Raw genomic sequence first — 12,865 nt, 5'->3', positions numbered from 1 at the left:
AAGCGCTTCTATCCGCATGAAACTGATCGATTCCATCGTCGCGCACGCCGACGAACTGACGGCGATACGCCGCGATATCCATGCCCATCCCGAGGTGGGCTACGACGTGTTCCGCACCGCCGAACTCGTTGCCGAGCGGCTCGAGCAATGGGGTTATGCCGTCACGCGCGGCGTCGGCCGCACCGGCGTGGTCGGCACGTTGAAGCGCGGCGGCAGCGCGCGCGCGATCGGCCTGCGCGCCGACATGGATGCGCTGCCCGTGCAGGAGGCCAACACGTTCGCGCATCGTTCGACGGTGCCCGGCGCGATGCATGCGTGCGGCCACGACGGGCATACCGCCATGCTGCTGGGGGCTGCGCGCCATCTGGCGCGCCACGGCGAGTTCGACGGCACCGTGCAGCTGTTCTTCCAGCCGGCCGAGGAGTCGGGCGGCGGCGCGCGCGCGATGATCGAGGACGGCCTGTTCGAGCGCTTCCCGGTGGATGCCGTGTTCGGGCTGCACAACTGGCCCGGCATCGCGGCCGGCGATTTCGCGGTGCGGCCGGGGCCGCTGATGGCGTCGACCAGCCTGTTCCGGATCAACTTGCGCGGTGCCGGCTGCCACGCGGCCATGCCGCATCTGGGCCGCGATCCGGTATTCGCGGCGGGGCAGGTGCTGAACGCCCTGCAGGGGATCGTCACGCGCAACCGGAATCCGATCGACGGCGCGGTGCTGTCGGTCACGCAGGTGCATGCGGGCGAGGCGATGAACGTGGTGCCGACCGATGCGTGGCTCGGCGGCACGGTGCGGACTTTCTCCGATGCGACGCTCGACCTGATCGAGACGCGCATGCGCGCCGTGGTGGCCGCGACGGCCGCGGCTTTCGATTGCGAGAGCGACGTGGATTTCGAGCGCCAGTATCCGGCTACCGTGAACGACGCCGAGCAGACGGCCGTGGCGGTGGCGGTGATGCGCGAGCTGGTGGGCGACGCGCATGTGAATGCCGCCGTCGATCCGACCATGGCGGCGGAGGACTTCTCGTTCATGCTGCGCGAGAAGCCGGGTTGTTATGCATTCCTCGGGAACGGGGTAGGCGACCATCGAGTGCATGGGCATGGCGGCGGGCCTTGCCTGCTGCATAACGCCAGTTACGACTTCAACGATGCGTTGCTGCCGGTGGGGGCGAGTTATTTCGTGAGGCTGGTGGAGCGGGTGTTGGGGCGGTAGGGGTTCGGGACTGGCGAGCGCCGCCGGGGTGATCCCGGTATCGGTGGCGCTCGTGGAATACGTTCTTTCAGTTGCTTGCCGGGGAGCGGGATGGGCAGCGCACACTCGATGACATCCGGCTCGGGACCGGTTAACCGCCCGACGGCCCCGGCCGGCTGAAACGCTGCTCGATCACCTCGGTTCCCCATTGCGTGCCCGCGGCTTCGCTCGTCAGCGTGAAGCCGAACGACTCGTACAGATGGCGCGCCGCATCCAGCCCCTTGAACGTCCACAGGTAGGTCTCGCGAAACCGGTGCGCGTCGACGAAGCGCATGGCTTCCGTCATGAGCCGGCGGCCGACGCCTGACCCGCGCAACGCACCGTTCACGATGAACCAGCGCAGGTGCGCGACGCCCGTTGCCGGATCGCCGTCGATGGCGAGCGACGCGAGTGTCCGCCCTTCTTCCTGGCACAGCCAGAGTGTCTTGCCGTCGGCCGGCAGCCTGCCGGCGAATTCGGCCAGTCCGGTCGCCACCTGCTTTTCGAAAAAGGCGCCGAATCCCCAGTGCTCCGAATAAAAGCGCGCGTGAAGGCTCGCGATATCGCCGATGCAGCCCGGCTGGTAGCCTTCGCGAATCGACGGCGCATCGGGCGCCGCGGCGGGCGCCTTCGCGGCGTTGTCCCGTGCGAGGGCATCGGCATACAGCGCGAGCGAGCGCAGCAGCGCCTGCTGATCGGCCGGCATCATGCGGCGCAATGCATTCGACACCTGATCCGTCGCGAACGTGTCGATTCTTTTCTGGAGCTTTTTGCCGTCGGCGGTCAGGTACAGCTCGGTCGCGCGCGCATCGTCGCTCGACACGCGCCGTTCGACGATACCGGCCGCCTCGAGCCGCGCGAGTTGCCGGCTCGTGTTCGATTTGTCCAGCCGCAGGATGTTGGCCAGATCGCGGGCGTTGATGCCGGGCGACGTCCCGATCTCGAGGATCGCGTGCACGGCCGAAGGCGCCCAGTCGCTGTCGGCCAGCGTCGCGCGCATGAAGCCGAGCTCGCGAACCAGTTTGCGGGAGAAGTCGCGCAGCTCGAGGATGGTGGCGTCGCGAGGCTTCGCGGGAGCGTCGATGAGGTCCATGGTGGGCCCGAAAGGTTGCGGATCGCAATCAATAATAGTTGCGGGTCGCAACTTGAGCAAGGTGGATTTTCATGGGATCGGGGCGCTGCTTCCGAAGGCCGGCGGCGGCGTATCGCGAGGGCCGGAGTGGTACTGGCGCCAATGGCGGCGCGCCGCGAATCGGACGCATACTGGGTGTATCCGGCCGGCCTGCCATGCAATTCGAGCGAGGGCGTCGGCCGGTCATCGATCCGCGGCCGCGGACAACGGAGCGCACCATGAACAATCTGAAGCCGATGACGATTGCGTTGCTTGCCGGATGCGGGATCAGCGCCGGCGCGGTCTACGCTGCCGGCAGTCTGGATGCGCCGCCTTGCAGCGCGGCGCAGGTGACGGAGCAAGGCGGGATCGCCGCGATGCCGGGCACGTCGGTGCGCAGCTTTTCGACCGCCGGTTGTTCGGGCGCGGTGCTGCAGGGCGAACGGGCCACCGCGACGGTCGACGGCGACCGGGTCGAGCTGCGCGGCGGCACCGTCTACGTGAACGGCCGATCGTACGGTGCCGTCACGCCCGCGCAGACGGTCGAATACGAAGCCGCGCACGACCGCCGCACGCTGAAGGTCGACGGGAAAGTCCGCACGCCGGTGCGCTGAGTCCCGGTTCGAGTCCCGCAGCCGGTGCACCGACGCACCGGCCCGCAAACGGCTCAGTGCGGGGCGGTTGCCGCGACCGCTTCGACAGGACTGCCGGGCGGCTGGCCCGTTTGCCGGCGCGAGCGGCCCGAGCTCAGGTACGCGGCGATCGAGTCCTGCGTGATCTCGCCGAGCCACACGCCGTCCGGGTCGAGCACCGGCATCCACGACGCGCTGTACTGGTACATCTTCGACAGCACGATGCGCAGGTTGTCGTCCGCCGCGACGCCCGCCGGGAACGGCGTCACGCGTTCGCCGCACACGCCGCCGTCGGTGCGTGCCGCGCGGCGCGTCACGTAGCCGAGCGCGCGGCCCGCGTCGTCGAGCACGGTCAGGTAGCGGCAGTCGGTTTCGTCCATCACCGCCAGCGCATGCGCGAGCGGCGTCTCGACCCGGGCCGTTTCGGGCTGCGTGGCGGCGTCGCCGGCCTTCACGAGCAGCAGGCGCTTGAGCGTGCTGTCCTGGCCCACGAACTGCGCGACGAATTCGTCGCGCGGGCGTGCGAGCAACGTGTCGGGATGATCGTATTGCACGAGCCGGCCGCGCCGGAACACGGCGATGCGATCGCCGAGCTTGATCGCTTCGTCGATATCGTGGCTGACCATGATCACGGTCTTGTTCAGTTGCCGCTGCATCTGGAAGAACTCGTTCTGGATCGATTCGCGATTGATCGGGTCGACCGCGCCGAACGGCTCGTCCATCAGCAGCACGGGCGGGTCGGCGGCCAGCGCGCGAATCACGCCGATGCGCTGCTGCTGCCCGCCCGACAGCTCGCGCGGATAGCGTTTCAGGTACAGCTTCGGATCGAGCGCGACCATCGACATCAGGTCGCGCGCGCGTTCGGCGCAGCGCTTCTTGTCCCAGCCGAGCAGGCGCGGCACGACGGTGATGTTTTCCTCGATCGTCATGTTCGGGAACAGGCCGATCTGCTGGATCACGTAGCCGATGTGGCGCCGCAGGTCGACTTCGTCGAGCCCCGCCGTGTCCTCGCCGTTGATGAGCACGCGGCCCGAAGTGGCGGCGATGAGCCGGTTGATCATCTTCAGCGTGGTGGTCTTGCCGCAGCCCGACGGGCCGAGAAACACGCAGATTTCTCCCTCGGGCACCGACAGGCTCACCGAGTCGACCGCGCGTACGGCCTGGCCGTCCTTGCGCGTGAAGGTCTTGGTCAGTTGGTCGAGTTCGATCATGTCTTCTGCACTCCCTTCGGTGTCAATGCACGCTGCAGGATCTGCAGCAGCCGGTCGGCGACGATCGCGAGCAGGCTCACGAGCACCGCGCCCACCAGCAGTTTCATCATGCTGCTCTGGCCGATCGCGCGCAGGATCAGCGTGCCGAGCCCGCCCGCGCCGACCACGGCGGCGATCGTCATCACGCCGATGTTCATCACGACCGCGGTGCGCACGCCCGCAAGAATCACCGGCACCGCCAGCGGCAGTTCGACGAGGCGCAGGCGCTGCCACGCGGTCATGCCGATGCCGGTGCCCGCTTCCTTGATGCCCGCATCGACGTTGTGCAGCGCCAGGTAGGTGTTGCGCATGATCGGCAGCAGCGAGTACAGGAACACGGCCGTGATCGCGGGCGCGGCGCCGATACCCTGGCCGAAGCGCGAGAAGATCGGGATCATCAGGCCGAACAGCGCGATGGACGGCAGCGTGAGCACGAGGGTCGCGACGCCGAGCAGCGGGCCGGCGAGCCAGTCGTGGCGATTGATCAGGATGCCGAGCGGTACGCCCGCGACGATCGCGCAGCCCACGGCGATCGCGACGAGCCACACGTGCTGCAGCGTGAGCTGCAGCAGCTCGGGCCAGCTCGATGCGAGATAGTCGAATACGCTCATCGGGTCTCCTTCACGGTAGCGAATGGGTGCGCAGGAACGCGTCGGCGACGTCGCGCGGCGACTTGCCGTCGAGGTCGACCGCCTTCGCCATCGCCTGCATCGCGTCGTTGTCGAGCGCGGCCGACAGCGCGTTGAGCTGCGCCGCGAGCTTCGGGTTGCGCTCGAGCGTGCCCTTGCGCACCACGGGCGTCGCGTTGTACGGCGGGAAGAAGTGCTTGTCGTCCTCGAGCGGCACGATGCCGAAGCCCTTCACGCGCCCGTCGGTCGTGTAGACGAGGCCGATCTTCAGCTGGTTGTTGTGCAGCGCCGTGTAGACGAGCCCAGGGTCCATCTGCTTCAACTGCGCGCGGCTGAACTGCATCCCGTAGGCGGCGAGCAGCGGCTTCAGGCCGTCGGGGCGGTTCGCGAATTCCGCGTCCATGCCGAATACGTAATGCTTCGCGGCCGGATCGGTCTTCAGGTGCTCGGCGAGCTGCGATACGGTGCGGATGCCGGTCGCCTGCGCGAGCTGGCTCGGCAGGCCGATCGCGTAGGTGTCGTTGAGCGGCGACGCGTCGAGCCACACGAGCCCGCGCGGCACGTCGAGCGCCTTGACGCGCCGGTACATGTCTTCGGGCGACAGCTTGTCCTGGATCTTGTTGTAGACCAGCGCGGCCGTGCCCGTGTAATCCCACATCAGGTCGAACTGGCCGTTTTCCAGCGCACTGCGCGCGAGCGTGCTGCCGAGGCCCGAGCGGACTTCCACGTCGTAGCCGCGCGAGCGCAGGTACTGCGACGTGAGCTCCGCGAGCACGTATTGCTCGGTGAAGTTCTTTGCACCGAGCACGAGCTTCGCGGCGAATGCGGGCGTGCCGGCCGCGACGCACAGCGCGCCGGCGGCGCACAGGCGTGCGAGATATCGAAGGGTGCGGTGAAGCATCATGCCGTTCCTCCGTGGCGTGCGAGCCAGTGGCGGCTGCCGGCCGCGACGATGCCGTCCAGCACGAGCGCGAGGATCGCGGTGAGCGACGCGCCGAGCAGCAGCAGCGGCTGGTTGTCGAGGTAGATGCCGGGGAAGATCAGCGAGCCGAGGCTGTCCGCGCCGATCAGGTACGCGAGCGGCGCGGTGCCGACGTTGATCGCGAGCGCGGTGCGCACGCCGCCGACGATGATCGGCAGCGCATTGGGCAATTCCACGCGCACGAGCGACTGCCAGCCCGTCATGCCGATGCCTTTGGCCGCTTCGCGCAGCGCGGCCGGCACGTTCTTCATGCCTTCGTACGCATTGCGCGTGACGGGCAGCAGCGACGCGAGGAACAGCGCGACGATCGCGGGCACGTTGCCGATCCCGAAGATGCCGAGCGCGATGGCCAGCACCGCGAGAGAAGGGATCGTGTTGCCGATGTTGAACACCTGCATGAAGCGCTCGGCCTGATGCTGAAACCGCGGGCGGCTCAGCAGCACGCCGGCCGGCACGCCCACGACGATGGCCAGCGCCATCGAATAGAAGACCAGCAGCATGTGCTGGCCCGCGTAGTACGCGAGATCGTCCGCGCGCTGGCGGAACGTGTCGGCGCCGATACCGCGCACCAAAGCCCATCCGACCAGGATGATGGCCATCAGGCTGCCCACCAGCTGGACAGTGCGTCGAGTCATGTAGATACGCCTCCTCGATCTCGGTGCGGCACACGCGCAGGCGCGCGCCGCGTGGACGCCGGATGGCGCCGCGATGGAAGTTCGTGATCCCGGCATGGCCGCGATTTGAACTGACGGAAACAGTCCTGCCGGCCGCAACGAGGTGCGACTGGCGGTCGAGTGAACGCAATGCTGCGTTCGTCTGATTGTCATGTTCAGCCCGGCGGCGCCGTAACGGCGAGGCGCGTTCGAGCAGGGCACCGTCCTGTGAAGACGGCATGGATGCGGGCGGCTCGAAACCGACCGCTGGGGCCGGAGGCCCCTTTGACGTGGCGAAACGGATGCATGCGCAACGAAGTGCGAAATGGCATCACGTTGCGCACGAGATCATGCGTTTTGTGATGAAGTTGGGGCGAGTATAGAACAATCGATGGATCGCGTCTACCGGGGGGAGCGATCGCGGCGATGCGTAGCCGGTCAAGCGGTGATCGCGATGAGGATCGCGCCGCGTGCCGAGGAAAATGATTCGATATGCGAATCATGAGGTAACGATGTGGTCTGGATACCGATGATCCGGCCGGTCTGGCCGCATGCGTCGTCGAAGCGCTAGCGCGTCCGGTTCATGCGTCGCCCGCCGCGTCCGCGCGCGGCGTCCTGCCGGTCCAGCGCCGGTACGCGTGACGGAAGCTGCGCGGCTCGCTGTAGCCGAGCCGTTCGGCGATCGCGGCGACCGTCAGCGTGGGGTCGTCGAGCAGGCGCACGGCTTCGTCGCGGCGCACGTCGTCGAGCAGCGACTGAAACGTGATGCCGTCCTTGTCGAGCCGCCTGCGCAGCGTGCGTTCCGTCAGATGCAGTGCGCGCGCGAGCGACGTCATCGACTTGAAACGTGTGAGGTCGCGCGCCATCAGTTCCTTCGCGCGGTCGGCGAAGCGCGTGCCGACCGACGCGGCCCACTGCCGTTCGAGCACCTCGCACTGGCCGTGCAGCGCGTTGAAGCTGACTTCGTTCGCGAGGCGCGGCGCTTCCGTGCCGTTCACGGACGTGAACACGAGACGGTTGTCGCCCGCGTTGAACACGACCGGGCAGCCGAAGTGGCTGGCGTAGTCGGCCGCGTTGCGCGGCGTGCGGCGGGCGAGCTGCAACTGCGCGGGCCACACCGGCTTGCCGACGAGGTCGGATACGATCAGCCGCAGGCTCGACAGGCACATGTCGACCTGGAATACCTCGAGGTCGGGCTCGCCGTTGTAGCGGCTGATGGTCACGCTCATGCCGCCTTCGTGCGCGTCGACGCGCACGTCGAAATACAGCCCCATGAACAGCGGAAACTGGCTCATGCACCGGAATGCCTGCAGCACGGAGCCGCTGATCAGCATCGCGTAGCCGGCGAGGCCGAGCGTCGACACGTGCAGCCGCGCGCCGATCGACAGCCCGATCGACGGCACGCCGCTGCACCGCAGCAGGTTGCGAAAGCAACGCTGCTCCTGGCCGCGATTCACGTGCAGGTTCGGCGACGCGACTTCGTCCGCGCCGAGCCCCGTGCCTTCGAGCAGCGCGGCGCCGTCGATATGCCGCACGCGGCACTCGTCGAGCGCGACCGCGATCGCGTGGACGGTGGCGGGAATGTCCTCCTGGCGCCCGGCCGGACGCGCGAGGCCGAGCGACGAACGCAGGCGGCGTTCGGCGCGGCTCTGGTCTGGATGGGCGCGGCGGTTCATGGTGCTGGCGGGGCGATGGGGTCGCGTAGAACATAGCCGGAATGTCCGGAAAACGCCAGTGCCGCACAGCACCATGCATGACTCGCCGGCGCGACGCGCGGCAACATGTCCGGAAATATCCCTCCATTACGTCCGCTTTTCTCATTCGTGGCCGATTTTTTGGCGCACCACACTTTGTTCCACTCGTGCGCCGCCGGCCGCGCCGGGCAAACGAGTGTTGACGCCGTGAACGCCACCCACGTGAGGACAGCATGGACAACGACAGCCCGGGTCGATCCGCATCGGCCACCGCGACGAACGACCTCGGCGGGACGCACGACCGCCGCAAGCCGCACCTGCTCGGCCTCGCGACGCTGGTGATCTTCGGCCTCGCGTACATGCTGCCGATGACGGTATTCACGACCTACGGCATCGTCACGAGCGAGACGAACGGGCACCTGACGGCCGCGTACGCGGTCACGCTGGTCGCGATGCTGTTTACCGCACGCAGCTACGGCCACATGGCGCGGCTGATGCCGAGCGCCGGCTCCGCCTACACGTTCGCGAGCCGCAACTTCGGTACGTCGGCCGGCTTCATGGTCGGCTGGGCCTTGCTGATGGACTACCTGTTCATCCCGATGATCAGCTACCTCGCGATCGGCATCTACATGAAACAGATTTTCCCGATGGTGCCGGCCAGCGTGTGGATCGTCGGCAGCATCGCGCTGATCACCGGGCTGAACATCGTCGGCATCCGGCTCGTCAATCGCGTGAACCTGATCCTGATCGCGAGCCAGCTCGTGTTCATCGCGATCTTCGTCGTCGCATCGGCGCGGGTCGCGGCCGGCGAAGGGCTGTCGATGGCCGTTGCGCTGCCGTCGTCGGGCGATGCGCGCGCGATCTTCGCCGGCTCCGCGATCCTGTGCCTGTCGTTCCTCGGCTTCGATGCGGTCACCACGTTGTCGGAGGAAACGCGCGAGCCGAAGCGCACGGTGCCGCGCGCGATCCTGCTCTGCACGCTCGCGAGCGGCGCGCTGTTCATGCTGATCGCGTACGTCGGGCAAGTGGTGTTTCCCGACTGGCACGCGTTCAAGGATCTCGATTCGGCCAGCCTCGACCTGATGCGGCGCGTCGGCGGCGGCACGCTGGCGGCGTTTTTCGTCGCGGTGTACGTGGCCGGCTGCTTCGCGAGCGCGATGGCCGGGCAGGCGAGCGTGACGCGCGTGCTGTTCGCGATGGGCCGCGACCGCGTGCTGCCCGAATGCGTGTTCGGCCATCTGCATGCGCGGCTGCGCACGCCGGTGCGCGCGACGCTCGCGGTCGGCGTCGTGTCGCTGTCCGCACTGTTCATCACGCTCGATCTCGCGTCGACGATGATCAGCTTCGGCGCGCTCGTCGCGTTCGCGATCGTGAACCTGTGCGTGATGCGCAGCTATCTGGGCCGGCCCGAGCATCGCCGTTTCGCGGGCTGGATCACGTTCGGCGCGATGCCGGCGATCGGCTTTGCAATGAACGTGTGGCTGTGGTCGGGGTTGTCGCGCCAGACGTTCTACGTCGGCATCGGCTGGCTCGTGCTCGGCCTCTGCCAGCTCGTGTGGCTGACGCGTGGCTTCACGCGTCCGGCGCCGACGCTGTCGATGAATTGAATGACCGGTGGCCGGCCGCCGGCCGCCGGCTCTGAAACCCTGAAGGAGGAATCATCCATGAACGCTCTCGACGTCAATCTCGATGCGGACCTGCAGGCCATCGGCAAACGCCACCTGCTGATGCACTTCACGCACGCCGATGCGTATCGCGACCACGCGCTGACGGTGTTCGACCGCGGCGAAGGCTGCTGGCTCGTCGATCGCAACGGCAAGCGCTACTTCGACGGGCTGGCCGGCTTGTATTGCGTGCAGGTCGGCTACAGCCACGGTGCGGAAATCGGCGACGCGATCCGCGAGCAGATGGTGCGGCTGCCGTTCGCGACCAACTGGGGTTACGGCCACGAGCCGGCGATCCGGCTCGCGCAGCAGCTCGCGGCGCTCGCGCCGGACGGCCTGAACCGCGTGTTCTTCACGTCGAGCGGCTCGGAGTCGAACGAAGCGGCGATCAAGCTGGTGCGCCAGTATCACCAGTCGCGCGGCGAGCCGCAGCGGCGCAAGTTCATCGCGCGGCGCGTCGCGTATCACGGCACGTCGTTCGGCGCACTCGCGCTGAACGGGATGACGAACTTCCGCAAGCACTTCGAGCCGCTGATGTCGGGCGTGCGGCATGTGGGCAACACGAAGCGTTACGGGCGCCCCGCAGGCGAGACGGAAGCGCAGTTCACGCGCCACCTGCTCGACGAGATCGAGTCGCTGATCGTTCAGGAAGGGCCGGACACCGTCGCCGCGATCGTCGTCGAGCCGCTGCAGAACGCGGGCGGCAGCCTGACGCCGCCGGCAGGGTATGCGGCCGGGCTGCGCGACATCTGCGACCGGCACGGCGTGCTGCTCGTTGCGGACGAAGTGATCTGCGGGTTCGGCCGGCTCGGCGAATACTTCGGGTCGGCGCGCTACGGGCTGAAGCCGGACATCATCACGTTCGCAAAGGGCATCGCGTCGGGCTACGTGCCGCTCGGCGGCGTGATCGCGAGCGATGCGGTCGTCGACACGGTGCTCGACGGCCCGCAGCAGATGTTCCTGCACGGCGCGACGTACGGCGGCCACCCGGTCGCGTGCACGGCCGCGCTCGCGAACCTCGCGATCATGGCGCGCGAAGGGGTGCTGGAGAACGTGCGCAATAACGAAGCGGTATTCCGCCAGGCGCTCGACGGGCTGCTCGAACTGCCGTGCGTGGGCGACGTGCGCGGCGACGGCTACCACTACTCGCTCGAACTCGTGACCGACAAGGCCGCGCGGCGCTGGGCGGCAAACATCAGCGCGCAGACGTTCGTGTCGACGCTGCTTGCGCCCGCGATCTTCGACGCGGGGCTGCTGTGCCGCGCAGGCGTCGATCACGAAGGCACGCCGATCGTGCAGTTCTCGCCGCCGCTCGTGATGTCGCGCGACGAGATCGTCTGGTTCGTCGCGCAGATCCGCGACATCCTCGTCGACACCTTCGCACGCGCGACGCGCTGAGCGCGACACCGGCATCCAACACCCCAGGAGCATTCGATGCGAACCTCGCAACAATCCTATATCGACGGCCAGTGGCTCGATCCGGCCGATGCGCGGGCGATCGACGTGATCGACCCGGCCACCGCGCGGCCGTATGCGCAGCTCAGGATCGGCGGTGCGGCCGATGCCGACCAGGCGGTCGGCGCGGCGAAGCGGGCCTTCGACACGTATGCGCGCTGGCCGGTGGCCGAGCGCGTCGCGCTGCTGCGGCGCGTGCTCGAAATCTACCAGCGCCGCTACGAGGAGGTCGCGCAGACTATCAGCCAGGAGATGGGCGCGCCGATCGCGTTCGCGCGCGCGATGCAGGCCGCGGTCGGCACCGCGCATCTCGAACAGACGATCCGCGCGCTGCAGTCGTTCCGCTTCAGTACGCAGACCGATTCGCTGCTGGTGTCGCACGAACCGATCGGCGTGTGTGCGCTGATCACGCCGTGGAACTGGCCGATCAACCAGATCGTGTGCAAGGTCGCGCCGGCGCTCGCGGCCGGCTGCACGATGGTGCTCAAGCCGAGCGAGATCGCGCCGTTCAGCGCGATCCTGTTCGCGGAGATCCTGCACGAAGCCGGCGTGCCGCCCGGCGTGTTCAACCTCGTGCACGGCTACGGGCATGAAGTGGGCGACGCGCTGTCGCGGCATCCGGACGTCGACATGGTGTCGTTCACCGGGTCGACACGCGCGGGTGTCGAAGTCGCGAAGGCGGCCGCCGATACGGTGAAGCGCGTCCACCAGGAACTCGGCAGCAAGAGCCCGAACCTGATCCTGCCCGATGCCGACATCGACGATGCGGTCACGCGCGGCGTGCGCAGCTGTTTCAGCAACAGCGGCCAGTCGTGCAACGCGCCGACGCGCATGCTCGTGCACGTCGACCATCTCGCGCAGGCGGAGCGGGCCGCGCGGCGGGAGGCGGAACGCACGGTCGTCGGCGATCCGCGTTCGACGGAAACCGGTATCGGGCCGGTGGTCAGCCGCACGCAGTTCGATCGCATCCAGCACTTCATCCGGCTCGGGATCGAAGAGGGCGCGACACTCGTCGCCGGCGGCGCCGGGCGGCCGGACGGGCTCGGCGACGGCTTTTACGTGCGGCCGACGGTCTTCTCGAACGTCACGCCGGACATGACGATCGCGCGCGAGGAGATCTTCGGGCCGGTGCTCGCGATCATGACGTACCGCACCGAGGACGAAGCCGTCGCGCTCGCGAACGATTCGGTCTACGGGCTCGCGGCGTACGTGCAGTCGAAGGATGTCGAGCGTGCGCGCAGGGTGGCGGCGCGGCTGCGGGTCGGTAACGTCCACATCAACTACCCGCCGTGGAATCCGGCCGCGCCGTTCGGCGGCTACAAGCGCTCGGGCAACGGCCGCGAGTACGCGGAGTTCGGCCTCGTCGAATATCTGGAGACGAAGGGCACGACGGGGTACGCTTGAGCGACGCGCGGATGCGCCTACCCGGCGACGGCGTGCTGCGGCGCGCCGCGCGCCTTTCACCGATGGATCGATGGATCGCCTGAACGATTGAGAGGAATGCGACGATGCGGATGACGGAGACGACCGAGGGCATGCACGATGCGGCGGCGCTCGCGAAGGGGCGTGC

At 68.0% G+C, this 12,865-nt stretch carries 11 protein-coding genes; 5 read left to right on the top strand and 6 right to left on the bottom strand.

Going from position 1 to position 12,865, the window contains the following annotated elements; translation table 11 throughout:
- Positions 1 to 16 precede the first annotated feature (16 nt).
- Entirely contained in the window at positions 17 to 1,207 is a 1,191-nt protein-coding gene (locus HWX08_RS09605) for a M20 aminoacylase family protein (RefSeq protein ID WP_069258677.1), read from the top strand.
- 130 nt (positions 1,208 to 1,337) lie between these two features.
- On the opposite strand, the gene HWX08_RS09600 is transcribed toward HWX08_RS09605, so the two are convergent.
- Positions 1,338 to 2,318: a bifunctional helix-turn-helix transcriptional regulator/GNAT family N-acetyltransferase gene (locus HWX08_RS09600; RefSeq protein ID WP_174921464.1), complete on the bottom strand. Its 981-nt coding sequence runs from the start codon at positions 2,316 to 2,318 to the stop codon at positions 1,338 to 1,340.
- A gap of 257 nt (positions 2,319 to 2,575) precedes the next feature.
- On the opposite strand from HWX08_RS09600, the gene HWX08_RS09595 reads away from it, so the two are divergent.
- The gene (locus tag HWX08_RS09595) at positions 2,576 to 2,950 is read left to right on the top strand and encodes a S26 family signal peptidase (protein ID WP_107311546.1); all 375 of its coding nucleotides are present in this window, start codon (positions 2,576 to 2,578) and stop codon (positions 2,948 to 2,950) included.
- Positions 2,951 to 3,003: 53 nt separating this feature from the next.
- On the opposite strand, the gene HWX08_RS09590 is transcribed toward HWX08_RS09595, so the two are convergent.
- The 5 genes from HWX08_RS09590 to HWX08_RS09570 all read right to left on the bottom strand — a co-directional run bounded on the left by HWX08_RS09590 (position 3,004) and on the right by HWX08_RS09570 (position 8,158).
- A complete protein-coding gene (locus HWX08_RS09590) occupies positions 3,004 to 4,179 on the bottom strand; it encodes an ABC transporter ATP-binding protein (RefSeq protein WP_174921419.1) in 1,176 nt (391 codons plus the stop codon).
- On the bottom strand, positions 4,176 to 4,829 hold the full coding sequence (locus HWX08_RS09585; protein ID WP_069258673.1) for an ABC transporter permease: 654 nt from the start codon (positions 4,827 to 4,829) through the stop codon (positions 4,176 to 4,178). The genes HWX08_RS09590 and HWX08_RS09585 overlap by 4 nt, the downstream gene beginning before the upstream one ends.
- Before the next feature lie 10 nt (positions 4,830 to 4,839).
- Entirely contained in the window at positions 4,840 to 5,751 is a 912-nt protein-coding gene (locus HWX08_RS09580; RefSeq protein WP_069258672.1) for a glycine betaine ABC transporter substrate-binding protein, read from the bottom strand.
- Positions 5,748 to 6,464, bottom strand: a complete 717-nt coding sequence (locus HWX08_RS09575; protein WP_174921418.1) for an ABC transporter permease — start codon at positions 6,462 to 6,464, stop codon at positions 5,748 to 5,750. Before HWX08_RS09575 ends, HWX08_RS09580 begins: the two co-directional genes overlap by 4 nt.
- A 599-nt stretch (positions 6,465 to 7,063) precedes the next feature.
- Positions 7,064 to 8,158, bottom strand: coding sequence for an AraC family transcriptional regulator (locus tag HWX08_RS09570; protein ID WP_174921417.1), 1,095 nt, complete (start codon positions 8,156 to 8,158; stop codon positions 7,064 to 7,066).
- A 251-nt stretch (positions 8,159 to 8,409) separates the two neighbouring features.
- Here HWX08_RS09570 and HWX08_RS09565 point away from each other — a divergent pair, with 251 nt between their 5' ends.
- Genes HWX08_RS09565 through HWX08_RS09555 form a run of 3 tightly spaced genes read left to right on the top strand, consistent with a single transcriptional unit; the run spans position 8,410 to position 12,699 of the window.
- Positions 8,410 to 9,783, top strand: coding sequence for an APC family permease (locus HWX08_RS09565; protein WP_174921416.1), 1,374 nt, complete (start codon positions 8,410 to 8,412; stop codon positions 9,781 to 9,783).
- 57 nt (positions 9,784 to 9,840) lie between these two features.
- Positions 9,841 to 11,238 (top strand): aspartate aminotransferase family protein, encoded by a 1,398-nt coding sequence (locus HWX08_RS09560; protein ID WP_174921415.1) that lies wholly within the window; start codon positions 9,841 to 9,843, stop codon positions 11,236 to 11,238.
- 36 nt (positions 11,239 to 11,274) lie between these two features.
- Positions 11,275 to 12,699: an aldehyde dehydrogenase family protein gene (locus HWX08_RS09555; RefSeq protein ID WP_174921414.1), complete on the top strand. Its 1,425-nt coding sequence runs from the start codon at positions 11,275 to 11,277 to the stop codon at positions 12,697 to 12,699.
- Positions 12,700 to 12,865: the final 166 nt, after the last annotated feature.

Origin of the sequence: Burkholderia metallica (assembly GCF_902832845.1) — a bacterium.
Classification (GTDB): domain Bacteria; phylum Pseudomonadota; class Gammaproteobacteria; order Burkholderiales; family Burkholderiaceae; genus Burkholderia; species Burkholderia metallica.
This window is presented reverse-complemented; position numbering and strand designations above follow the sequence as displayed.

Bases quoted from the DNA above. Each gene is read 5' to 3' on its own strand.
- HWX08_RS09605 (WP_069258677.1), top strand. From the start codon at position 17: ATGAAACTGATCGATTCCATCGTCGCGCACGCCGACGAACTGACGGCG.
- HWX08_RS09560 (WP_174921415.1), top strand. From the start codon at position 9,841: ATGAACGCTCTCGACGTCAATCTCGATGCGGACCTGCAGGCCATCGGC.
- HWX08_RS09595 (WP_107311546.1), top strand. From the start codon at position 2,576: ATGAACAATCTGAAGCCGATGACGATTGCGTTGCTTGCCGGATGCGGG.
- HWX08_RS09585 (WP_069258673.1), bottom strand. From the start codon at position 4,829: ATGAGCGTATTCGACTATCTCGCATCGAGCTGGCCCGAGCTGCTGCAG.
- HWX08_RS09580 (WP_069258672.1), bottom strand. From the start codon at position 5,751: ATGATGCTTCACCGCACCCTTCGATATCTCGCACGCCTGTGCGCCGCC.
- HWX08_RS09570 (WP_174921417.1), bottom strand. From the start codon at position 8,158: ATGAACCGCCGCGCCCATCCAGACCAGAGCCGCGCCGAACGCCGCCTG.
- HWX08_RS09575 (WP_174921418.1), bottom strand. From the start codon at position 6,464: ATGACTCGACGCACTGTCCAGCTGGTGGGCAGCCTGATGGCCATCATC.
- HWX08_RS09565 (WP_174921416.1), top strand. From the start codon at position 8,410: ATGGACAACGACAGCCCGGGTCGATCCGCATCGGCCACCGCGACGAAC.
- HWX08_RS09600 (WP_174921464.1), bottom strand. From the start codon at position 2,318: ATGGACCTCATCGACGCTCCCGCGAAGCCTCGCGACGCCACCATCCTC.
- HWX08_RS09590 (WP_174921419.1), bottom strand. From the start codon at position 4,179: ATGATCGAACTCGACCAACTGACCAAGACCTTCACGCGCAAGGACGGC.
- HWX08_RS09555 (WP_174921414.1), top strand. From the start codon at position 11,275: ATGCGAACCTCGCAACAATCCTATATCGACGGCCAGTGGCTCGATCCG.